Origin of the sequence: Actinomycetospora chlora (assembly GCF_039542135.1) — a bacterium.
Taxonomy (GTDB): Bacteria; Actinomycetota; Actinomycetes; order Mycobacteriales; family Pseudonocardiaceae; genus Actinomycetospora; species Actinomycetospora chlora.
Map to the genome: position 1 here is coordinate 21,894 of NZ_BAABHO010000055.1, position 21,739 is coordinate 43,632.

Below are 21,739 nucleotides of genomic sequence, written 5' to 3' on the forward strand. Positions count from 1 at the left end.
TCAGCCGGCGTAGAGGACGAGCCAGATCGCGACGTGGTGGCAGGCGGCGGCCACGACCGTCGCGGCGTGGAAGAACTCGTGGTAGCCGAACGTCCGCGGCCACCCGACGGGGCGGCGCCAGGCGTAGAAGCCCGCGCCGACGCTGTAGAACACGCCGCCGACGAGCAGCAGCACGAGCGCGGCGACCCCGCCGCGCGCCAGCAGGTCGGGCAGCACGAAGACGGCGACCCAGCCCAGGGCCAAATAGAACGGCACGCCGACCCAGCGCGGGGCGTGCGGCCAGGCGACCTTGAGCACGACGCCGCCGAGCGCCCCGAGCCACACGACCCAGAGCACCGCGGTGCCGGTCGGCTCGGGCATCGCGAGCACCGCGAACGGCGTGTAGGTGCCCGCGATGAACACGAAGATCATGGCGTGGTCGAGGCGTTTCATCAGCGTGCGGGCGCGGGGCGTCACCCACGAGCGCCGGTGGTAGAGCGCGCTGACGCCGAAGACGCCGCAGACGGTCACCGAGTAGACCGCGACGGCGACGGCCGCCTCAGCCGACACCGTCGCGCCGGCGAGCGAGACGAGCGTGATCCCGGCCGCGATCGCCACCACGAACGACCACAGGTGCAGCCAGCCGCGCATGCGTGGCTTGACCACGACCGGCTCCGCGAGGGGGTCGATGAGGGTCACGGGTCCAGGGTAGGGCCGCGACCCGTGGGTCCCCGTGGCCCCGCCCCGGCGTTCGCGCGCCCGACCCGGCGCCGTCACCGTCCCGTCACGGGGATCGGCAGCCGTCCGGCCACCGGCTAGCGTGGTGGGCCGTGAAGCTCCGGGACGACCTGCGCCGGCTGGCCTACTCGCTCTACGAGCGACGGCTGCGCCGCCGCGGGGCGACGGTCGCCCCGCCCCGTCACATCGGCGTCATCCTCGACGGCAACCGGCGCTGGGCCCGCGAGGCCGGGCTGGCCGACCCGAGCGACGGGCACCGGGTGGGCGCGGCGAAGATCGTCGACCTGCTCGACTGGAGCCAGGAGGCCGGGGTCGAGCTGGTCACGCTGTTCCTGCTCTCCACCGACAACCTCGACCGGCCCGCGGCCGAGCTCGACGCGCTGCTCGAGATCATCGCGTCGGCGGTCGAGGAGCTCGCCGCGCCGGACCGGCGCTGGCGGCTGCGGGTGGTCGGCAACCCGGACGCCCTGCCCCGGCCGATCGCCGAGCGGATCGAGCGCGCCGCGGGGAGCACGGCGGGCCGCGGCGGGATGCAGGTCAACGTGGCCATCGGCTACGGCGGGCGCCAGGAGATCGCCGACGCCGTGCGCAAGCTCCTGCTGCGCCACGCGGAGGCCGGGACGTCGATCGAGGAGCTCGCGGAGGTGCTCGACGTCGACCACATCGCCGAGCACCTCTACACCTCGGGGCAGCCCGACCCGGATCTCGTGATCCGCACGTCGGGCGAGCAGCGGCTGTCGGGATTCCTCATGTGGCAGTCGGTCTACTCGGAGTTCTATTTCACCGAGGCGCTCTGGCCCCAGTTCCGTCACATCGATTTCCTGCGGGCGCTGCGCGACTATTCCAATCGGAACCGGCGGTGGGGCGGCTGAATCGGCCGGACGGGTGATGAACGGTGACGGCCCCGGGAGCGAGAGCGCTCCCGGGGCCGTCGATCCACCTCCCGGCCGCAGCCGGCCCGTGCCATCCCCCGATGGGCAGGGACCGACCGGCGGCCGTCCTGCCTCAGTCCTGGTCGGCGAGGATGCCGAGCTGGTTGATCGGGATCTGGGCGTTGACGTTGTTCAGCCCGATGAGCTGGTCGCCGGAGTTGAACTGGCCCCCGCTGACGGCCGAGGCGCCGCCGCGGCCGCCGCGGTCGCCGTGGTCGCCGTCGCGGTCGTGGCCGTGCCCACCGTGACGGCCGTGGCCGTGGCCACCGTGGCCGCCACCGCAGTCGCTGTGCTGCTCGGCGAGCACGCCGAGCTGGTTGATCGGGGCCTGGACGTTCACGTTGTTGGCGCCGATGAGCTGACGGCCCGAGTTGGCCTGGCCGCCGCTGACCGCGGAGGCGCAGTCGCCGCCGGCGTGGCTCTCGTGCTGGCCGTGGTTGCCGTGGTCCCCGCCGTGCGAGGGAGCCTCGCCGGCGCTGGCCAGGGGGGCGAGGGAGAGCATGCCCGCCGTCGCGCCCAGCACGACCATTCCCGCCTTCTTCAGCATCAAGTGCTCCAGTTTCGTTCGTGGTCATCGGCGAGGAATTCGGGGTCCCCGCCGAATGGCTCCAGCCCCACGGACGGTGCGGCTGACGGGGAAAAAGCTATCCGCCGGGACCGGGGGTTTTCCAGCCGCGAACCCCCATCGAGTGATTGACAATTCCGAGCGCGACTTGAGTGGGATATCCGGGTGATGCGGTGACGGTCCGCCGCCCCTTCCCCGCGGCCGGTGGCGTATTCAGTGCCGCTGCGTCGCATCCCTCGACACCCGGGTGTCGTATCAAGAGGGGGTCGCGGACGGACGAGGCCCGCGGGGACCACGCGGCGTAGCCTCGCCCGGTGGTTGCGGAGGTGGTCGCCGACCCGGGCCCGGACGGGCTCGCGCGGGCCTACGTGCGCCTCGCGCTGCGGCTGGACCGCGTGCTGCCCGGGGTGCTCGACGCCCACCTCGGCGACGCGGCCGTGGCGGCCGGCGTCGTCGCCGAGCCCGTGCCCGACCCCGACGACCTGGCCCGCCAGGCCGACGCCCTGCGCGCGGCCCTGCCCGGGGCCGGTCTCGGCGGCGACCGCCAGGCCTTCCTGGACGCCCAGCTGCGGGCCTGCCGGGTGCTGGCCGAGCGCGCGGGCGGGCGGGAGGTCGGCTTCGTCGAGGAGGTCGAGCGCTGCTTCGGCGTGCGCGTCACCCGCGGCGACGAGGACGGCTACCGCGAGGCCCACCGGACCCTGGACGCCCTGCTCGCGGGGCCGGGGGCGCTCGCCGAGCGCCTGGCGGCCTTCCGGGTGCGCGACCGGCTCGCTCCCGAGGACCTGCCGGTGGCGCTGCGGGCCGCCGTCGCCGCGCTGCGGGAGCGCACCGCGGCGACCATCGGGCTGCCCGCGGGCGAGGACGTCACGCTGGAGGTCGTCGCGTCGGCGCCGTGGAGCGGGTTCAGCCGCTGGGTCGGCCCCGCGCCGCACCTGTCCTCGGTCGTCGCCGTGAACGGCGGCATCCCTCACCGCGTGACCCACCTGCCGCTGCTCGTCGCGCACGAGGCCTACCCCGGTCACCACAGCGAGCACTGCCGCACCGCCGCCGCGGCCGGGGCCGGCCGCGGGCGGCCCGAGCGCGAGGTGTTCCTGGCGCGGACGCCGCAGAGCCTCGTCGCCGAGGGCGCCGCGGAGCTCGGTCTCGAGGCCGTGGTCGGTCCCGGGTGGGGCCGGTGGAACGCCGGCGTGCTCGCCGCCGCGGGCGTCCCCACCGACCCGGAGCGGGCCGCGCTCGGCGAGGCCGTCGAGGACGTCATGGCCCGGCTCGCGCCGGTGCGCCAGGACGCGGCGCTGATGCTGCACGCCGAGGGTCGCCCCGAGGCCGACGTCGTCGCGCACCTGCGGCGCTGGCTGCTCGTCGACGAGGGCCGCGCCCGCCGGATGCTGGAGTTCCTCGCCCACCCGCGCTGGCGCACCCACACCACCACCTACGTCGAGGGGGTGCGCCTCCTGCGGCCGTGGTTGACGGCGGACCCGTCGCCGGGGGCGGTCACGGCGCGTCTCGCCCGCGTGCTCGACGACCCGCCCACACCCGCGCAGCTGCGGGCCGGGACGACGCCGGCGCCCGGTGCGGTAGGGGACCGGCCGGGGCCGCGCCGGGCCGGGTGGGCGCCCTGGCTGCGCCGAACGGTCGGCCCGCGCCGCACGTCCGCGGGAAATCGGTGAGCCACGTCACCAAGTCGTCACGCTCGGCGCGCGACAACGACCGGCTACCGGCGGTAGCGTCCGCGCCGACGGACCCGCACCGGATGCGGGGCGTCCGGGGAGGCCGGTAGTGGCAGATCGGGGCGGGACGGGGACGTCCACCGCTCGCGGAGCAGGCGCCGTCACGGCGTCCCGCACCGCGGCCGGCGCGACGCGACCGCCCTGGTCCGGTCCCGGGGGAGGGCCGGCACCCGGTCCTGCCCCGCGATGGCGCAGGACGGCCCCCGGGCCGCGCCACCGCGCCGTCGAGCCACCGGACTAGTCGACCCGTTCCGACGAGGAACACCGTGGTCGCGGGTGCCGTGGCCGCTCGAGGGAGTAGTCGTGAGCGCAGCACCAGCCGAGCGTCCCGCTTCCGTGATCCCCGTCCGCGGCCCCGAGGTCCGCTGTTACGTCCTCGACACCTCCGTGCTCCTGTCGGACCCGTGGGCCCCCACGCGGTTCGCCGAGCACGAGGTCGTCCTCCCGCTCGTCGTCATCTCCGAGCTCGAGGGCAAGCGCCACCACTCCGAGCTGGGGTGGTTCGCCCGTGAGGCGCTGCGGTTGCTCGACGACCTCCGCATCCACCACGGCCGCCTCGACGAGCCGCTGCCCATGACCCCCGAGGGCGGCACGCTGCGGGTGGAGCTCAACCACACCGACCCCTCGGTGCTGCCCGCCGGCTTCCGCACGGCGGAGAACGACAGCCGCATCCTGGCCTGTGCGCTCAACCTGGCCGCGGACGGGCACGCCGTCACGCTGGTCACCAAGGACATGCCGCTGCGGGTCAAGGCGGCCTCGGTCGGCCTGCCCGCCGACGAGTACCACGGCCAGGACGTCACGACGACGGGCTGGACGGGCACCGCGGAGGTCGCGGCGACCCCCGACGAGGTGTCCTCGCTGTTCGCCGACGGCGTCACCGACGTCGAGGCCGCGCGCGAGCTGCCGTGCCACACCGGTCTGCGGCTGCTCGGCGGCGGGTCGTCGGCGCTGGGCCGGGTGACGCCGGACAAGCAGGTGCGCGTCGTGCGCGGCGACCGCGACGTGTTCGGCCTGCACGGCCGCTCCGCGGAGCAGCGCATCGCCATCGACCTGCTCACCGACCCGGACGTCGGGATCGTCTCCCTCGGCGGCCGCGCCGGCACCGGTAAGTCCGCCCTCGCCCTGTGCGCCGGGCTCGAGGCCGTCCTCGAGCGCCAGCAGCACCGCAAGGTCGTCGTCTTCCGGCCCGTCTACGCGGTCGGCGGCCAGGACCTCGGCTACCTGCCCGGCGGCGAGAACGAGAAGATGGCGCCCTGGGCGCAGGCGGTGTTCGACACGCTCGGCGCGCTGGTGTCGTCGAACGTCGTCGAGGAGGTCATCGAGCGCGGGATGCTCGAGGTCCTGCCGCTGACCCACATCCGTGGTCGCTCGCTGCACGACGCGTTCGTCATCGTCGACGAGGCGCAGTCGCTGGAGCGCAACGTGCTGCTGACGGTGCTCTCGCGCCTGGGCACGAACTCCCGGGTCGTGCTCACCCACGACGTCGCCCAGCGCGACAACCTGCGCGTGGGCCGGCACGACGGCGTGGCGGCGGTGATCGAGAAGCTCAAGGGGCACCCGCTCTTCGCGCACGTGACCCTCACGCGCTCGGAGCGCTCGCCCATCGCGGCCCTCGTCACCGAGATGCTGGAGGGCGAGCGGCTCTAGCGCGCGGCCCCCGGACGAACGAACGGCGCTCTCGCTGCTTCCGTAGCAGCGAGAGCGCCGTTCGTTTCGGGACGTGGTCGGCGGCCGGCCCAGCGCGCTGCGCCGGTCGGCTCACCAGCCGGCGGGGAGGGGGCGGCCCTCGGCGAAGCCGGAGGCCGACTGCACGCCCAGCACCGCGCGGGCGTGGAACTCCTCGAGGGTGGCCGCGCCCGCATAGGTGCAGGCCGAGCGCACGCCGGCGGTGATCGCGTCGAGGAGGTCCTCGACGCCCGGGCGCTGCGGGTCCAGGCGCATGCGCGAGGAGGAGATGCCCTCCTCGAACAGGCCCTTGCGGGCGCGGTCGAACGCGGAGTCGCCGCGGGTGCGGGCCGACACGGCGCGCTTGGACGCCATGCCGAACGACTCCTTGTACGGGTTGCCGTGCTCGTCGCGCTGCAGGTCGCCGGGGGACTCGTAGGTGCCGGCGAACCACGACCCGACCATCACCGCCGACGCCCCGGCGGCCAGGGCGAGGGCGACGTCGCGCGGGTGGCGCACCCCGCCGTCGGCCCAGACGTGCCCGCCGGCCGCGCGGGCGGCCGCAGCGCACTCGGCGACGGCGGAGAACTGCGGGCGCCCGACGCCGGTGGCCATCCGCGTCGTGCACATCGCGCCGGGGCCGACGCCGACCTTGACGACGTCGGCGCCCGCGGCCAGCAGGTCGCGCGTCCCGTCGGCGGTGACGACGTTGCCCGCGACGACCACCGCCTCCGGCGCGGCACCGCGGGCGGCCGCGAGCGCGGTCAGCATCTTCTCCTGGTGACCGTGCGCGGTGTCGACGACCAGCACGTCGACACCGGCGTCGACCAGCTCCTTCACCCGCGTCGCCACGTCGCCGTTGACACCCAGCGCCGCCGCGACCCGCAGGCGCCCGTCGGTGTCGACGGCCGGGGAGTAGACCTCGGCGCGCAGGGCGCCGGTGCGGGTGAGGATGCCGGCCAGGCGGCCGTCGGCGTCCACCCCGATCGCCGGGGCGCCCGCGTGCGCCGGGTCCTGGAGCGCGTCGAACACCGCGCGCGGCGCCGTCGACACCGGCAGCGTCACCGCCGGGGAGAGGACGTCGGCGAGCCGGGTGAAGCGGTCGACGCCCGTGCAGTCCGACTCGTTGACCACCCCGACCGGGCGGCCGGCCTCGTCGGCGACGACCACCGCGTGGTGGGCGCGCTTGGACACGAGGTTGAGCGCGTCGGCTACGGCGTCGCCCGGGTGCAGCACGACCGGCGTGTCCCACACGGCGTGGCGCGACTTGACGCCGGCGACGATGTCGGCGACCGCCGACGGGTCGACGTCCTGGGGGATGACGGCCAGCCCGCCGCGGCGCGCGAGCGTCTCGGCCATGCGCCGCCCGGACACGGCGGTCATGTTGGCGGCGACGATCGGGATCGTGGCGCCGGAGGGGTCGGCGACGCCGAGGTCGACGTCGAAGCGGGACGCCACGTCGGACCGGGTCGGGACGAGGAAGACGTCGTCGTAGGTCAGGTCGTGGGGCGGGCGTTCGCCGTCGAGGAACTGCACGTGTGACGAGGCTACCTGCCAGGCTGCGCCCGTGACCCGTCTGGACGCGCGCGCACTGAACCGCGCCACGCTCGCGCGCCAGTTCCTGCTCGCGCGGGCCGACGCCGACGCCCTCGACGTCGTCACCCACCTCGGCGGGCTGCAGGCCCAGGAGCCGCAGGAGCCCTACACCGGGATGTGGTCGCGCGTCGCCGGCTTCGACCCGCACGGGTTCTCCGACCTGCTCACGGCGCGGCGGGTCGTGCGCACCCACCTCATGCGCCGCACGGTCCACCTCGTCACCGCCGCGGACGCCGTCGCGTGGCGCACGCGGCACGACGCGATGCTGCTCCAGCGGCTGCTCGGGGTGTACCGCGGTGAGCTGGCCGGCGTCGACCTCGACGCGCTCGCCGCGGCCGCGCGGGACGTGCTGGCCACGGGGCCGTGCACCCTGCCGGAGGCCGGTCGGGCGCTCGCGGCGCGGTGGCCGGACGTCCCCCCGCGGGTGCTCGGCGAGACGGCGAGCGTCCTGGTCCCGCTGGTGCAGGTGCCGCCGCGCGACACCCCGGCCCCCGTGCGCTTCCTGCCCGCCTTCGACAACGCGATCCTCGGCTACGACGACCGCACCCGGATCGTCGACGACGCCCACCGCGGCCTCTCCGTCGCCGGCGAGCGCGCCGTCCTCGTCGACGGCCGCGTCGCCGCGACCTGGACGGTCACCGACGGCGTCGTGACCGTGGCCCCGCTGCGCCGGCTCACCCGCGCGGACCGCACCGCCGTCGCCGAGGAGGGCCGCGCCCTCGCGGGTTTCCTCTCCGGCGGCGCCTCGCACCGCGTCCGCGTCGGGGCCTCGCCGCGGTGGCGCCGGCACCGCGTGACGATCATCGCGTCCGACCCGGACGCCGCGCCGGGCAGAGTGGATCGTGTGTCGACCGTCCTCACCGGCTCGCGCGCGGCGGCCCTGGCGCGCGTCTTCCGGATCGTCGCGATCGCCGAGGCCTGCTCGTGGGTCGGCCTGCTGATCGGGATGGCGTTCAAGTACCTCCTGGTGTTCGACGACGTCGGGGTGCGGGTGTTCGGCCCGATCCACGGGGCGTTGTTCGTCGCCTACGTGGTGATCACGCTGGTCACGGCCCGCGCGTTCCGGTGGCGCGCGGGCACGACGGTGCTCGCCCTCGCCGCGAGCATCCCGCCCGCGATGACGCTGTGGTTCGAGCGCCGGGCGGTCCGCCGCCGTCAGCTCGGCTGATCAGGGCAGCAGGGCGCGGACGGCGTCGATCGTGTCGGCCTCGGACGCCGGCTTGTCGTCGCGGTAGCGCACGACGCGGGCGAAGCGCAGCGCCACGCCGCCGGGGTAGCGGGTGGAGGTCTGGACGCCGTCGAGCTCGATCTCCACGACGATCTCGGGGCGCAGGTACACCGTCCAGGAGTCCCGGTGCGTCTCGTACCGGGGGAACGTCTCGGTCTGCCACGCCAGCGTCGCGTCGGTCATGCCCTTGAAGGTCTTGCCGATCATGACGAACTCGCCGGTGGCGGCGTCGCGCGCGCCGAGGTGGATGTTCGACAGCCACCCGCGCCGCCGCCCCGATCCCCACTCGCAGGCCAGGACGACGAGGTCGAGCGTGTGCGACGGCTTGACCTTCTGCCACGAGCGCCCGCGCCGGCCCGCGGAGTAGGTGGAGTCGAGGGCCTTGACCATCGACCCCTCCTGCCCGGCGGCCAGCGCGTCCGCCACGGCGGCCTCGGCCTGCACGACGGTGGGGCGCACGACGCCGGGGATCAGGCGGTCGCCGACGATCTCCGCGAGCACCGCCCGGCGCGTGGCCAGGGGCTCGTCGACGAGGTCCACGCCGTCGCGGTGCAGGCAGTCGAAGAACCACGGCTGCATCGCGCCCGAGCCGAGCCCCTTCATCGACTCCTGGAACGGCCGGGGCCGCCCGTCCTCGGCGACGGCGAGCGTCTCGCCGTCGAGCACCACGGTCTCGACCGGCAGCGCCCGGGTCAGCGCGACGATCTCGGGGACCGCGCCGGTGATCTCCTTCAGCGTCCGCGACCAGACGCGCACCTCGTCGCCGCTGCGGTGCACCTGGATCCGCGCACCGTCGAGCTTGTGCTCCACGACGACCCCCGGCTCGCCGTCGGGCGGCCCCAGCTCCGCGAGCGCGGCCTCCAGCGAGTCGCCGGGGGACGCCAGCATCGGGCGCAGCGGGCGCATGACCTCGAGCCCGATCGCGCCCAGGTCCCCGCCGGTCAGGGCGACGTGGGCGGTGTCGGGCAGCCGCCCCGACAGCATGAACGCGCGTCGGACGGCGTCGGCGGGCACGTCTGCTGCGGCCGCCACCGCCTCGATCATGATCCCCTCGAGCGCGCCCTGGCGGAGCTCGCCACCGAGCAGCCGCACGAGGAACCGTCCCTCGTCCTGCGTCGCCGCGTCGAGCAGCGCGCCGAGCTCCCCGGCCCGGCGCGCGCCCACGCCCGTGCCCGACCCCGCGAGCGCGGCCAGCCGGTCGAGGGCGGCGTCGACGTCGCCGACGGTCAGCGTCGAGGAGTCGGCGGGCGTCGGCGACACCGACTGCAGCGTCCGCCACCCGATGCCGGTGCGGCCCTGGAGCATGTCGCCGGCGAGCCACGCCGTGGCCGGGCGGACCTCGGCGGGCTCCAGCGAGGCGAGCAGGGTCGCCAGCGCCGCGGTCTTGGCCTTGCGCGAGCGGGTCGCCGCCACCTCGCCGGAGGCGGCGACGACCTGCCCGAACAGGGTCACTGATCCACGCGCGTCATCGCCAGCACGTCGAGGGCCTCGTCGAGCTGCTCCTGGCTGATCTTCCCGCCGGAGACGTAGCCCTCGTCCTCGATGACCTCGCGGATCGTCTTGCGCTCCTTCATCGCCTGCTTGGCGATCTTCGCCGCCTCCTCGTAGCCGATGAGGCGATTGAGCGGGGTGACGATCGCCGACGACGACTCGGCGTACCGGCGGCACGCCTCCTCGTCGGGCTCGGTGCCCTCGAGGACGCGGTCGGCGAGCAGCCGGGCGGCGTTGGCGAGCAGGCGCGCGGACTCGAGGACGTTGCGGGCCATCACCGGCATCATGACGTTGAGCTCGAGGTTGCCCTGGCTGCCGGAGAACGCGACGGTGGCGTCGTTGCCGATGACCTGGGCCGCGACCATCATCGTCGCCTCGCAGATCACCGGGTTGACCTTGCCGGGCATGATCGACGAGCCGGGCTGGAGGTCGGGGATCCGGATCTCGGCGAGGCCGGTCGACGGCCCGGACGACATCCAGCGGATGTCGTTGGCGATCTTGTAGAGGCTCACCGCGACGGTCCGCAGCGCGCCCGAGGCCTCGACCAGCCCGTCGCGGGCGCCCTGGGCCTCGATGTGGTCGCGCGCCTCGGTCAGCTCGGGGATCTGCGTGGCCTGCCGGAGCTGCTCGACGACCTTGCCGCCGAAGCCCTCCGGGGTGTTGATGCCGGTGCCCACCGCGGTGCCGCCGATGGGCAGCTCGGCGAGGCGGGGGAGCACCGCGCGCAGCCGCTCGGTGCCGTGGCTGCACTGGCTGGCCCACCCGCCGGCCTCCTGGCCGAGGGTGATCGGCACGGCGTCCATGAGGTGCGTCCGGCCGGCCTTGACGACGTGCCGCCACTCCTGCGCCTTGCGGTTGAGCACGGCGCCGAGGTGGTCCAGCGCGGGCACGACCGTGCCGACGATCGCCTCGGCGGCCGCCAGGTGGATGGTCGTCGGGAAGACGTCGTTGGAGCTCTGCGAGGCGTTGACGTGGTCGTTCGGGTGGACCTTCTGGCCGCCCGACGACTCGAGGGCGCGGGACGCCAGGGTCGCGATGACCTCGTTGGCGTTCATGTTCGAGCTGGTGCCCGAGCCGGTCTGGAACACGTCGATCGGGAAGTCGCCGTCGTGCGCCCCGGAGGCGACCTCGTCCGCGGCGGCGGCCACCGCGTCGGCGATCGCCGGGTCGAGCACACCGAGGTCCTTGTTGACCCGGGCGCACGCGCCCTTGACCAGACCGAGGGCCCGGATCTGGGCGGGCTCGATGGGACGCCCGGAGATCGGGAAGTTCTCGACCGCGCGCTGCGTCTGCGCCGCGTAGAGGGCCCGGGCGGGGACCTGGACCTCGCCCATCGTGTCGTGCTCGGTCCGGTACTCCTGCTGCTCCTCCGTCATACCGGGCAGTTTCCCACCGGGCTCACGGCACCACCTGCACGGTGTCGCCCGGCGAGAGGGTGTCGAAGAACTCCTGCGAGGCCGAGCGCCCGAGGTGGATGCAGCCGTGCGAGCGCTGCGACAGGCTCCCGCGGTGGAACGCCACGGCCGGGGCGAAGAACACGGAGTTCGGCATCGCGGCGTCGTAGAGGTTGGACACGTGGTCGGCGTCCTTGTAGTCGACCGAGAACGTGCCCGTCGGCGTCGGGTACTTCCGCGTCCCGCCGAGCGCCCCGACCGGGCCGTAGGTGACGGTGCCGGCCCCGTCGGTGAGCCACGCCTGGCGTGACGACAGGTCGACGCAGGCGTCGACGTCGGCTGCACACGGCGTCCCGGCCGTCGTGGCCGGGAGGGCGGGCACCGCGGGCACGGCGGGCACGGCTCCGGAGGCCGGGGCGTCCGCGATCGGGCGGGGCACCGACGGTGCCGGGTCCGCCGCCGCGGTGCCGGCGCCGACGAGCACGGCGCCGAGCAGGGTCACGAGCACGGTGACGAGGAGGGTGACGAGGGCCAGCGGGGTGGACCGACGCGAACGGGACGACACGAGAGCCTCCGAGGAAGATCTGGTCACATCGGACTACCCCGAGTGACCGCGAATCATCCCAACGACGTGGTACACGAGCGGTGACGACGCGCCGGACTACAGGTCCGAGTGCTCCGGTCCCCAGGCCGGGGCGACGGCGTCGACGACGTCGTCGGTCCCGAGGTCGATCGCGGAGTACTGGCGCAGCTTCTTCAGGCGGTGCCAGGCGTCGATCATGCGGACGGTGCCCGACTTCGACCGCATCACCAGCGACTGCGTGGACGCCCCACCCGCGCGGTAGTGCACGCCGCGCAGGAGGTCGCCGTTGGTGACGCCCGTGGCGCAGAAGAAGATGTTCTCCCCGCGCACGAGGTCGCCGGTGCGCAGCACGCGGTCGAGGTCGTGCCCCGCGGCGAGGGCCTTCTCCCGCTCGGCGGCGTCCTTGGGCCACAGCTTGGCCTGCAGCTCGCCGCCCATGCAGGCCAGCGCGCACGCGGTGATGATCCCCTCGGGGGTGCCGCCGATGCCGAGCAGGATGTCGACGCCGCTCTCCGGGCGGGCCGCCGCGATGGCGCCGGCGACGTCGCCGTCGGAGATGAACCGGATACGGGCGCCGGCGTCCCTGATGTCCTCGACGAGCTGCTCGTGGCGGGGCCGGTCGAGCACGACCACCGAGACGTCGGAGACGTTGATGCCCTTGGCGCGGGCGACGGCCCGCAGGTTGTCGCGCACCGGGGCGTCGATGTCGACGACGTCGGCGCAGTCGGGCCCGACCGCGAGCTTCTCCATGTAGAACACGGCGGACGGGTCGAACATCGCGCCGCGCTCGGCGACCGCGAGCACGGCCAGCGCGTTCGGCATGCCCTTGGCCATGAGCGTCGTGCCGTCCACTGGGTCGACCGCGACGTCGACCTCCGGCCCGTCGCCGTTGCCGACCTCCTCGCCGTTGAACAGCATCGGGGCCTCGTCCTTCTCGCCCTCCCCGATGACGACGGTGCCGCGCATCGAGACCGACCCGATGAGCTTGCGCATCGCGTCGACCGCCGCGCCGTCGCCGCCGTTCTTGTCACCGCGGCCGACGAAGCGGCCCGCGGCCATGGCGGCGGCCTCGGTGACCCGGACGAGCTCGAGCGCGAGGTTGCGGTCGGGCGCTTCGGGACGCCGGACGGCGCGGGCGGGTTCCTGCGAGCTCACCGGGTGCACCTCCGTGGGGTGGACGGGACGGCCGGGGTCGGGCACGGCGCGCGGGGTCGGCGCGGGGCTACCCGGCTCGTCGGGACCGCCATCCTCGCAGAACCGGGGGTCCCGGTGCCGGTCCCGAGCGACAGCTCACCAGCGGTCGCGCGGCGGCGGCCCCCACTCGTCGACGGGCTCGTCCCGGCGTTCGGTGCGGTCGGTGGGGCGCTCGCCGCGGTGCTCGTCCCGGCGCACCCCGACGCGCTCGCCCTCGCGCGGGCCCGGGTGGCCGCCGGTCCAGTGCTGGTGGTCGGGCCCCGGCGTGGGCAGGGCCTCGGGCGCCGCGGGGGTCGACCAGCCGCCGGTGGGGGGCCCGGAACGGGCGTCGTACCCGGCGTGCGGGGCGGCCGGCTGGAACGGCTGGGATGGCGGCGGCGCGGTCGGGGCCTGCTCGGGGAGGGCCAGCGCCGCGGCGACGCCCTCGCGGGCGAGCGAGTGCACGCTCTCGCGCAGGGCCCGCGTCGCGGCGGCGCGCAGCTCGGCGGAGAAGCGCGGGGCCGGGGCGAAGCGCCCGAAGGTGTCGCGCAGGAAGTGCAGCAGCAGGGTCGCCGTGGAGCGGGAGCGCCACATCGTCCAGCCCACGTAGAGGTCGCGGCCGTAGGGCTGGACGAGCAGCATCGCCCGCTCGCTGTACTGGCTGAACAGCAGCACCGGGACGCCCGCGACCGTCGACGGGCGGACGTCGGCCGGGCTCCGGCGGGCCGCGGCCGCCGCCCGGACGTGATCGAACGCGCCGGTGGCGGCGTCGCCGCGACCCTCCAGCAGCCGGGCGTGCTCGGCGATCGGCTCCTTCGCGGGCGCGAAGAACGAGGCGATCCCGGCCAGGTAGAGCACGACGACGAGGAGGCCCAGGAGCGTCGAGACGACGTCGGTGAGGTCGTCGGGCGACGACATCGCGGCCAGGTAGTCGATCACGAACTTGATCAGCAGCAGCACCGTGGGGGCGACGAGGAACAGCAGCGTGCGCATGAGGTGCGGCGCGAGCATCCGGTAGGTGACGACGTCGTCGACGAGGCCGTCGGGCTCGCCGTGCTGCTGGATCTCGCGGTGGTAGTCGGCGTGCGCGCCGGCGACCGCGCGGTCGACGCCCTCACCGGCCCCGGGGCTCGACGGGCTGCTCATGGGCGTCGAGTCTGCGCCATCACGCCCCGCCGCAGGGGGGACTCGGGGCGGGGTGTCGCGGTGGGTGTCGCCGGCCGGGTCAGCCCTCGTCGTCGGCGCCGGCTTCGTGCAGCACGGCCTCGACGCGCTCGCGGGCCCCGGCGAGGTGGCGCTCGCACAGCCGCGCCAGCGCCTCGCCGCGCTCCCACAGCGCCAGCGAGTCCTCGAGGCCCAGCCCGCCGGCCTCGAGCTTCGCCACCACCGCGGCGAGCTCGTCGCGCGCCTCCTCGTAGCCCGGCTCGCTCTCCGTCACGGCGTCATCCTGACCCCTCGGTGACGACGGCGTGCACGGCACCGTCGGCCAGGCGCACCCGCAGCGCGTCGCCGGCGGACGGGGTGGCGGCCGAGCGGACGACGGGCGCGTCCACGGCGTCCCCGTGCTGCACGATCGCGTAGCCGCGGGCGAGGGTCGCCGCCGGGCCGAGGGCGGTCAGGGACGCGCGGCGGTGGCGCAGGTCGGCCTCGCGGGCGGTCAGGCCCGCCTCGACCACCTGGCGGGCGCGGCCGCGCAGGGCGGCGACGGTGTCCTCGCGGGCCGCGATCGGGCCCAGCGGGTCGGCGAGGACGGGGCGGCGGCGCAGCGCGGCGAGCGTGGCGTCCTCCCGCTCGACCCAGGCGTGCAGGGCGCGGTGCATCCGGCGGCGCAGCGCCCCGAGGTACGCGGTCTCCTCGGCGAGGTCGGGGACGATCCGCTTCGCGGCATCGGTCGGGGTCGCGGCGCGGACGTCGGCCACGTGGTCGACGAGCGGGGTGTCGGGCTCGTGGCCGATCGCCGAGACGACGGGCGTGCGGCAGGCGGCCACCCCGCGGCACAGGGCCTCGTCGGAGAACGGCAGCAGGTCCTCGACGCTGCCGCCGCCGCGGGCGAGCACGATCACCTCGACCTCGGGGTCCCGGTCCAGCGCGCCGAGGGCGTCGAGGATCTCCGGGACGGCCTGGGCGCCCTGGGTCGGCGTGTTGCAGGTGCGGAAGCGCACGGCCGGCCACCGTGACGTCGCCACCGTGACCACGTCGTGCTCCGCCGCGCTGGCCCGCGAGGTGATGAGCCCCACGCAGCGCGGCAAACGCGGCGGGCGGCGCTTGCGCGCGGCGTCGAACAGCCCCTCCGCCGCCAGCAGCGCCCGCAACCGCTCGATGCGCGCGAGCAGCTCACCGACCCCGACCGGGCGGATCTCGTCGACGCGCAGCGACAGCGTGCCGCGCCCGAAGAAGTACGACGGGCGGCCGTGCACGACGACGCGCGCGCCCTCGGCGAGCGGCGGCACGGCGCCGCGGACCATCGCCGTCGACGCCGTCAGGTTGAGCGAGACGTCGGCGGCCGGGTCACGCAGGACGAGGAAGGCCGTGCCGGTCCCCGGCCGGGCCGTGACCTGCGTGAGCTGGCCCTCCACCCACACCGCGCCGAGCCGGTCGATCCACGCCTGGATCTTGCGCGCGACCGTCCGGACCGGCCAGGGCTCCTCGGCGCTGGTGGCGGGCGGGGTGGTCACGGGTGCCGGGTCAGGACTCGGCCTTCATCGTCGCGATGCGGTTGGACAGCATCGTGACGAACGGCGGCCGGTCGGCGTGCGCCTGCTCCCACTCGAGCAGCTCGCCGACCTGCTCGATCGACAGCGAGCGCAGCTTGCCGCGCAGCTGGGCGATGGTCATCGTCTCGTAGCCGGGCAGGGCGTCGGGCGTCACCGAGGCCGTCTCCCCGGCCTCCCCGACGATGCCGAGCGCCGGCCCGTGCCCGTTGGTGCGGCGCGGGGCGCCGGCGAGGTCGGAGTGCTCGAGCGACGTGTCGTCGACCTCGTAGCCGCCGAACCCGCTGGGCAGGGCGTCCACCCGGTCGTCAGGCAGGTCGTCGTCGAAGCGGGCCCACGACGGGGCCTCCTCGACCGGGCGCATCCCGTCCAGCGCGGTGTCTCCCTTGATCGCCAGCTCGGTGACGACCTGCTGCGCCCGCATCGTCAGCTGCAGCACCCGGCTGACGGCGGTGATGGGCAGACCGGCCACCGTCCGCGGGAGATCCTTGGCCTCCTCGACGGCGGTGACGACGAGACCGGCGGCGACCCGCACCGGGAACGGCAGCGCACTCATGCGACACAGCGTGCCAGCAGTGTGCGGAAGATGTGCGAACGGCCACGACCACCTCGTCCGCGACCGGTCCGTGACGTCCGCCGCCCGTAGGCTGGGGGCATGTCCACCGAGCACCCCGGCGAGCAGGGCCTCCGCGTCCTGCTCGCGAAGCCCCGTGGCTACTGCGCCGGCGTCGACCGTGCCGTCGTGGCGGTGGAGAAGGCGCTGGAGACCTACGGCGCCCCGGTGTACGTCCGCAAGGAGATCGTGCACAACCGCCACGTCGTGAACACCCTGGCCGAGCGCGGCGCGGTGTTCGTCGAGGAGACCGACCAGGTGCCCGAGGGCGCGACGGTCGTGTTCTCGGCGCACGGTGTCTCGCCGGCCGTGCACGCCGAGGCCGCGGCCCGCGAGCTGCGCACCGTCGACGCCACCTGCCCGCTGGTCACGAAGGTGCACCAGGAGGCCAAGCGGTTCGCCCGCGACGACTACGACATCCTCCTGATCGGCCACGAGGGCCACGAGGAGGTCGAGGGCACCGCGGGCGAGGCGCCCGAGCACGTCCAGCTCGTCGACGGGCCGTCGGCCGTGGCCGGCGTCACCGTGCGCGACCCCGAGAAGGTCATCTGGCTCTCGCAGACGACGCTGTCGGTCGACGAGACGCTCGAGACGGTGCGGGCGCTGCGCGAGCGGTTCCCGTCGCTGGCCGACCCGCCCTCGGACGACATCTGCTACGCCACGCAGAACCGCCAGGTCGCGGTGAAGCAGATGGCGCCGGAGTGCGACCTCGTGCTCGTGGTCGGCTCGCGGAACTCCTCGAACTCGGTGCGCCTGGTCGAGGTCGCGCTGCAGGCCGGGGCGGACGACGCCCACCTGGTCGACCACGCGGGCGAGATCGACGAGGCGTGGCTCGCGGGCGTCCGGACGGTCGGGGTCACCAGCGGCGCGTCGGTGCCCGAGATCCTCGTCGGCGACGTGCTGCACTGGCTGGCCGACCGCGGCTGGGCCGAGGTCGAGGAGATCACCACGGCCAACGAGAAGCTGACCTTCTCGCTGCCCCGCGAGCTCAAACGGGACATGGCACCGCAATCCGTGCGTTGAGTTCCGGGCCGCGGCGCGCCACGGTGGGCGCGTGCTGCTGGCCCTGACGCTGCTCACCGGGGGTGCGCTGCTCACCGTCGTGCTCGGCGTGGTGGGCGGCGGCGACCCGGTCGCGGTGCTGCCCCTGGCCGGGGCGTTCGTGCTGCTGGCCACGCTCGGGTTCCGGTGGGTGCAGGGCCGGGAGCGGCGCTGGCTGTCGGCGGTGTACGTGGTCGTCGGGCTGGTGCTGGCGTCGGTCGTGTTCGCCCTCGCGCCCGGCGTCGGCCCGACGCTGTTCCTCGTCGTGCTCGTCAGCCAGTGCGTGCTGCTGCTCCCGCTGCCCGCGACCGTCGTCGTCATCTCGATGGTGCCCTTCGTCCACACGGGTATGCCGTTCCTCGAGGGCCTGCGCGAGGGCCTGGGCACGCTCGTCGCGGTGGTGTTCGCCGCGGTGATCACCGAGCTGCTGCGCCGCGAGCAGGCGATGCGCCGCGCGCTGGACGCCGCCCACCAGCAGCTGCGGGACCAGGCCGCGCAGGCCGAACGCCTGCGGGTGGCCCGCGACATCCACGACGGGCTCGGACACTCGCTGACCGTCGTCCAGATGCAGCTCCGGGCGGCGCGCGCCCTGCTGGGTTCCGGGTCCGCGGGGGTGGACGGGGTGCTGGCGAAGGCCGAGGACCAGTCGCGGGAGGCCCTCGCCGAGGTGCGCCGGTCGGTGGGCGCCCTGCGCGAGCCGCGGGCCGTCCCGCCGCTGGTGGAGGCCCTGACCGGGCTGGCGGACGAGACGTCCGCGGCCGGGGTGCCGACACGCCTGACCGTCGCCGGCGTCGAGCGTCCCGTGCCGGATCCCGCCCGCGAGGCCCTGTTCCGCGCCGCGCAGGAAGGGCTGACCAACGTGCGCAAGCACGCGGACGCGAGCCGCGCGGAGCTGGTGCTCGACTTCACCGCGGACGCCGTGCGCGTGGAGGTCCGCGACGACGGCCGGGGCCGCGGGGCGCCCTCCGGCGACGGGGTCGGGCTGCTCGGGCTGCGCGAACGGGCGGAGGGCCTCGGCGGGCGTCTCGACCTGGCACCGGCCCCCGGCGGCGGGTGCGCGCTGACCGTGGAGGTGCCGGCGTGAGCGACCGGCCGGTGCGCGTCCTCCTCGTCGACGACCAGGCCCTGTTCCGCGAGGCGCTGGCGACCCTGCTCTCGGTGCGCGACGAGATCGTCGTGGTCGGGGAGGCGGGCACCGGGCAGGAGGCCCTCGACCGCGTCGGCGAGCTCGGGCCCGAGGTCGTGCTCATGGACCTGCGCATGCCGGTGCTCGACGGCATCGCGGCCACCCGGCGGCTGCGCGTGGAGCACCCCGGCGTGCGCGTCATCGCCCTGACCACCTTCGCCGACGACGAGGACGTCTTCGCCGCGCTGCGGGCCGGGGCGGTCGGCTACCTGCTCAAGGACGTGTCGTCGGCCCGGCTCGTCGAGGCGGTGCAGACCGCGGCGGCCGGGGGCTCGGTGCTGGAGCCGTCGGTGGCGGCGAAGGTGGTGGCGCGCGTGGCCCGGCTTCCGGCCGAGGACACCGCGCCGCGCCCGCAGCCGCTGGTCGTGCCGCTCTCGGAGCGGGAGTCCGACGTCCTGCGCCTGCTCGCCGACGGCCGCAGCAACCGCGAGATCGCCGGGACGCTGCACCTCGCCGAGGGCACGGTGAAGAACCACGTCACCAACGTGCTCGGCAAGCTCGGCGCGCGGGACCGCACGCAGGCGGCGTTGCGGGCCCGGGCGCTCGACCTCCTGTAGGTCGTGACCGGAGGGCATGACGTCCGGCACCTGACCACGGCCCGTGCGGGAACGAGGCTCGTCCTCGTCGCCGAACGCACCGTGGAAGGACCGCCATGACCACCACCGCCGCCACCCCCGCCACCGCTCCCCGATCCCGCCGCCGGGCGCTGCGCTTCGCCCGGCACTACCTCGAGATGGTCGTCGCGATGGCCGTGGGCATGGCGCTGCTGATGCCGCTGACCCCCGCGGCGTGGGCCGCGATGCCGGCCGTGCACGCCCTGGTCATGGCCGCCGACATGACCATCGGCATGGCCGCCTGGATGGCGATCCGCCGCCACGGCGTCCGACCGATCGCGGAGATGTCGGTCGCCATGTGCGCGCCGTTCGTGCTGCTGCTCGTGCCCTACGGGTTCGGGCTGGTCACCGGCGACACCGTCATGCTCGGCGGCCACGTGCTGATGTTCGTGACGATGCTCGGCGCGATGCTCCTGCGCCGCGACGAGTACGCGGGCTGCTGAGGGCTACCGGGGGTCGGGACCGTCGACACGGCGGGGGACCCGGCGCACGCCGGGGCCGAACTCGTCGTCCGGGTCGTCGGGGCGCACCGGCCGCCGGCGGTCGTCCGCCGGGCGGCGGACGGGGCGCATCTCGACCTTGCGGGGCCGGTCGCGCGGGTCGCGGGGCTCCCGGCCCCGGGGGTCCCGGTCGCGCGGGTCGCGGTCGCGGGGGTCCCGGTCCCGGTCCCGGTCCCGGTCCCGGTCCCGGTCCCGGTCTCTGGGATCGCGGGGCTCGCGCGGACGCCGGTCGCGGGGGTCGCGGTCGCGGGGGTCCCGGTCGCGAGGGGGCCGGTCGCGCGGGTCGCGGTCGCGGGGCGGCCGGTCGCGGGGCTCGCGCGGCGGGCGGGCGGGGCGGGCGTCCGGGTCGAGCTCGTCCTCGGGGCGCTGGTAGGGCTCGAGGCGGGACCGCACGAAGCCGAGCCCCAGGCAGATCGCCGTGGTGATGGCGAGCGTCGGGAAGGCGTTGACCAGCGGGCCGCCGATCGCCAGCAGCGTCGAGGCCGTGCCACCCGAGCGCGGCAGCGACCCGGTCGCCACCACGACCACGGGCACGCCGACGGCCAGCAGCAGCGGGGGCTGCACCAGCGGGACGAACAGCGAGTCGCGCCGGGCCCAGGCGGTCGCGAGGATGCAGCCGCCGGCGAAGCACGCGGTGAACACCACGCCGAGCTCGCCCGCGGTCAGCAGGTCGATCGCGATGCCCGCCGCGGTGAGCGCGGCGCCCAGGGCGAGGGAGCCCCACCACCGCAGCCCGCGCAGTGACCGGACCGCGGAGCGCTCGCCGGGGCCGACGGCTCCCGCCGCTGCGGCCCCGGGATCGCTGTCCCGTGTGCTGGTCACCCCACAACGCTAGCGGGCGACCCACGCCACACCGCCCCACCGCCACGGGCAGCGGGCGCACGTCGTGACGTGGACCACCGGACCGGAGGACCCGCCCCCGCCGATCACCCCCGCTCACCCGCCGTCGGCCGGCTCCCGGGGGCGGCGCTCGACCTGCTCGGGCGCCTCGAGATCCGCCGTCGTCACCGACAGGTCGGCGAAGCGGCGCGCGCTGACGAGCACCCGCGACTCCAGCGAGCTGACCGTCTCGTTGAACGACCGGACGCTGCCGTCCAGCGACCGGCCCAGCCGCGCGAGGTGGCCCGACAGCGTCGCGAGCCGACCGTGCAGCTCGCGCCCGAGGGCGTGCACCTCCGCGGCGTTGCGCGCCAGCGCCTCCTGCCGCCACGCGTAGGCGACGGTGCGCAGCAGGGCCATGAGCGTCGTCGGGGTCGCGATCACGACGTGGACGCCGAACGCGTGCTCGAGCAGCGCCGGGTCGGCCTCCAGCGCCGCGGAGAGGAACACCTCGCCGGGCACGAACATCACCACGAACTCCGGCGTCGGGTCGAACCGCCGCCAGTAGGCCTTCGCGCCGAGGGCGTCGACGTGCGCGCGGACCTGCTTGGCGTGCACGGCGACGCGCTCGCGGCGGGCGTCGTCGTCGCGGGCCTCGGTGGACTCGAGGTAGGCCGTGAACGGGACCTTGGCGTCCACGACCACCTGCTTGCCCCCGGCCAGGTGCACCACGAGGTCGGGACGCTGGGCGCCGTCGTCGTCGGTGCCGCGGACGTGGGCCTGCCGGGTGAAGTCGCAGTGCTCGACCATGCCGGCGAGGTCGACCACCCGCTCGAGCTGCAGCTCGCCCCACCGCCCGCGGACGTGCGGGGAGCGCAGGGCGCCGGCCAGCGCCCGGGTCTCCCCGGCCACGCCGCGCGCGCTCGCCGCCACGTCGCCGACGTGCTCGCGCAGGGCCGCGAACGCCGCCTCCCGGTCGCGCTCGGCGCCCGCCATCTGCCGCTCCATCCGCGACAGCGTCGCGGCAACGGGCTCGAGCACGCGGTCGAGCGCGTCGGTGGAGGCGGCGCGCACGGCCGGGCCCAGCGCTCGCTCGCGGTCGCGCGCGCCGCGGCGGTCGCCGTGTAGCTCAAGTCGGATCGTAGCCATGTCGTTCTGTGAGCCAAGGAGTTGGAATCCTGATT

19 protein-coding genes and 2 pseudogenes are annotated in these 21,739 nt (G+C 75.4%); 9 read left to right on the plus strand and 12 right to left on the minus strand.

The genetic code is table 11. The features are described 5' to 3' along the window. The gene (trhA, locus tag ABD994_RS25735; RefSeq protein WP_345422463.1) at positions 1-630 is read right to left on the minus strand and encodes a PAQR family membrane homeostasis protein TrhA; all 630 of its coding nucleotides are present in this window, start codon (positions 628-630) and stop codon (positions 1-3) included. 179 nt (positions 631-809) lie between these two features. On the opposite strand from trhA, the gene ABD994_RS25740 reads away from it, so the two are divergent. Further along, a complete protein-coding gene (locus tag ABD994_RS25740) occupies positions 810-1,589 on the plus strand; it encodes an isoprenyl transferase (protein WP_345422406.1) in 780 nt (259 codons plus the stop codon). 133 nt (positions 1,590-1,722) lie between these two features. Here the strand turns inward: ABD994_RS25740 and ABD994_RS25745 are convergent, their stop codons facing one another. After that, positions 1,723-2,196 carry a hypothetical protein gene (locus ABD994_RS25745; RefSeq protein WP_345422409.1) on the minus strand — a complete coding sequence of 158 codons (474 nt, stop codon included), beginning with the start codon at positions 2,194-2,196 and terminating at the stop codon, positions 1,723-1,725. A gap of 332 nt (positions 2,197-2,528) precedes the next feature. Between ABD994_RS25745 and ABD994_RS25750 the strand changes: the two genes are divergently transcribed. Both ABD994_RS25750 and phoH2 read left to right on the plus strand, forming a co-directional pair. Next, a complete protein-coding gene (locus ABD994_RS25750) occupies positions 2,529-3,881 on the plus strand; it encodes a DUF885 domain-containing protein (RefSeq protein ID WP_345422412.1) in 1,353 nt (450 codons plus the stop codon). Between the two features lie 399 nt (positions 3,882-4,280). Continuing rightward, on the plus strand, positions 4,281-5,588 hold the full coding sequence (gene phoH2, locus ABD994_RS25755) for an RNA 5'-3' helicase PhoH2 (protein ID WP_425550128.1): 1,308 nt from the start codon (positions 4,281-4,283) through the stop codon (positions 5,586-5,588). 111 nt (positions 5,589-5,699) lie between these two features. Here phoH2 and ABD994_RS25760 read toward each other — a convergent pair whose 3' ends face one another. Continuing rightward, on the minus strand, positions 5,700-7,142 hold the full coding sequence (locus ABD994_RS25760) for a GuaB1 family IMP dehydrogenase-related protein (protein WP_345422414.1): 1,443 nt from the start codon (positions 7,140-7,142) through the stop codon (positions 5,700-5,702). Positions 7,143-7,173: 31 nt separating this feature from the next. Here ABD994_RS25760 and ABD994_RS25765 point away from each other — a divergent pair. Together ABD994_RS25765 and ABD994_RS25770 are read left to right on the plus strand one after the other, a co-directional pair. Beyond that, positions 7,174-7,974, plus strand: a pseudogene (locus tag ABD994_RS25765) (DNA glycosylase AlkZ-like family protein); the annotation flags it as partial. 126 nt (positions 7,975-8,100) lie between these two features. Further along, positions 8,101-8,370 (plus strand): annotated as a pseudogene (locus ABD994_RS25770) (DUF3817 domain-containing protein); the annotation flags it as partial. Here ABD994_RS25770 and ABD994_RS25775 read toward each other — a convergent pair. From ABD994_RS25775 to ABD994_RS25810, 8 genes are all read right to left on the minus strand, one after another. Then, positions 8,371-9,882, minus strand: a complete 1,512-nt coding sequence (locus ABD994_RS25775; RefSeq protein WP_345422417.1) for an ATP-dependent DNA ligase — start codon at positions 9,880-9,882, stop codon at positions 8,371-8,373. Next, positions 9,879-11,297 (minus strand): class II fumarate hydratase, encoded by a 1,419-nt coding sequence (locus ABD994_RS25780; RefSeq protein WP_345422420.1) that lies wholly within the window; start codon positions 11,295-11,297, stop codon positions 9,879-9,881. Before ABD994_RS25780 ends, ABD994_RS25775 begins: the two co-directional genes overlap by 4 nt. A 22-nt stretch (positions 11,298-11,319) precedes the next feature. Further along, positions 11,320-11,880, minus strand: a complete 561-nt coding sequence (locus ABD994_RS25785; protein ID WP_345422424.1) for a L,D-transpeptidase — start codon at positions 11,878-11,880, stop codon at positions 11,320-11,322. Between the two features lie 96 nt (positions 11,881-11,976). Continuing rightward, the gene (gene glpX, locus ABD994_RS25790) at positions 11,977-13,053 is read right to left on the minus strand and encodes a class II fructose-bisphosphatase (RefSeq protein WP_345422427.1); all 1,077 of its coding nucleotides are present in this window, start codon (positions 13,051-13,053) and stop codon (positions 11,977-11,979) included. Positions 13,054-13,188: 135 nt separating this feature from the next. Continuing rightward, entirely contained in the window at positions 13,189-14,217 is a 1,029-nt protein-coding gene (locus ABD994_RS25795) for a hypothetical protein (RefSeq protein WP_345422430.1), read from the minus strand. Positions 14,218-14,296: 79 nt separating this feature from the next. Further along, positions 14,297-14,509 carry an exodeoxyribonuclease VII small subunit gene (locus tag ABD994_RS25800; protein WP_345422433.1) on the minus strand — a complete coding sequence of 71 codons (213 nt, stop codon included), beginning with the start codon at positions 14,507-14,509 and terminating at the stop codon, positions 14,297-14,299. A gap of 4 nt (positions 14,510-14,513) precedes the next feature. Beyond that, complete coding sequence (gene xseA, locus ABD994_RS25805; protein ID WP_345422436.1) at positions 14,514-15,746, minus strand: exodeoxyribonuclease VII large subunit; 1,233 nt, start codon at positions 15,744-15,746, stop codon at positions 14,514-14,516. A 10-nt stretch (positions 15,747-15,756) separates the two neighbouring features. Next, a complete protein-coding gene (locus ABD994_RS25810) occupies positions 15,757-16,338 on the minus strand; it encodes a lipid droplet-associated protein (protein ID WP_345422439.1) in 582 nt (193 codons plus the stop codon). 99 nt (positions 16,339-16,437) lie between these two features. Here ABD994_RS25810 and ABD994_RS25815 point away from each other — a divergent pair, with 99 nt between their 5' ends. The 4 genes from ABD994_RS25815 (at position 16,438) to ABD994_RS25830 (ending at position 19,679) form a co-directional block, all read left to right on the plus strand. Then, positions 16,438-17,418, plus strand: a complete 981-nt coding sequence (locus ABD994_RS25815; RefSeq protein WP_345422442.1) for a 4-hydroxy-3-methylbut-2-enyl diphosphate reductase — start codon at positions 16,438-16,440, stop codon at positions 17,416-17,418. Positions 17,419-17,449: 31 nt separating this feature from the next. Further along, on the plus strand, positions 17,450-18,520 hold the full coding sequence (locus tag ABD994_RS25820; protein ID WP_345422445.1) for a sensor histidine kinase: 1,071 nt from the start codon (positions 17,450-17,452) through the stop codon (positions 18,518-18,520). Beyond that, positions 18,517-19,179, plus strand: a complete 663-nt coding sequence (locus tag ABD994_RS25825) for a response regulator (RefSeq protein ID WP_345422449.1) — start codon at positions 18,517-18,519, stop codon at positions 19,177-19,179. Before ABD994_RS25820 ends, ABD994_RS25825 begins: the two co-directional genes overlap by 4 nt. 95 nt (positions 19,180-19,274) lie before the next feature. Further along, a complete protein-coding gene (locus ABD994_RS25830; protein WP_345422451.1) occupies positions 19,275-19,679 on the plus strand; it encodes a hypothetical protein in 405 nt (134 codons plus the stop codon). A 3-nt stretch (positions 19,680-19,682) separates the two neighbouring features. On the opposite strand, the gene ABD994_RS25835 is transcribed toward ABD994_RS25830, so the two are convergent. Continuing rightward, positions 19,683-20,558 (minus strand): DUF6542 domain-containing protein, encoded by an 876-nt coding sequence (locus ABD994_RS25835; RefSeq protein ID WP_345422454.1) that lies wholly within the window; start codon positions 20,556-20,558, stop codon positions 19,683-19,685. Between the last annotated feature and the right edge of the window lie 1,181 nt (positions 20,559-21,739).

What these genes read in the sequence shown, in the direction of transcription:
- trhA (WP_345422463.1), bottom strand. Translation starts at nt 630, where the DNA reads ATGCGCGGCTGGCTGCACCTGTGGTCGTTCGTGGTGGCGATCGCGGCC.
- ABD994_RS25745 (WP_345422409.1), bottom strand. Translation starts at nt 2,196, where the DNA reads ATGCTGAAGAAGGCGGGAATGGTCGTGCTGGGCGCGACGGCGGGCATG.
- ABD994_RS25780 (WP_345422420.1), bottom strand. Translation starts at nt 11,297, where the DNA reads ATGACGGAGGAGCAGCAGGAGTACCGGACCGAGCACGACACGATGGGC.
- ABD994_RS25795 (WP_345422430.1), bottom strand. Translation starts at nt 14,217, where the DNA reads ATGAGCAGCCCGTCGAGCCCCGGGGCCGGTGAGGGCGTCGACCGCGCG.
- ABD994_RS25810 (WP_345422439.1), bottom strand. Translation starts at nt 16,338, where the DNA reads ATGAGTGCGCTGCCGTTCCCGGTGCGGGTCGCCGCCGGTCTCGTCGTC.
- ABD994_RS25815 (WP_345422442.1), top strand. Translation starts at nt 16,438, where the DNA reads ATGTCCACCGAGCACCCCGGCGAGCAGGGCCTCCGCGTCCTGCTCGCG.
- ABD994_RS25830 (WP_345422451.1), top strand. Translation starts at nt 19,275, where the DNA reads ATGACCACCACCGCCGCCACCCCCGCCACCGCTCCCCGATCCCGCCGC.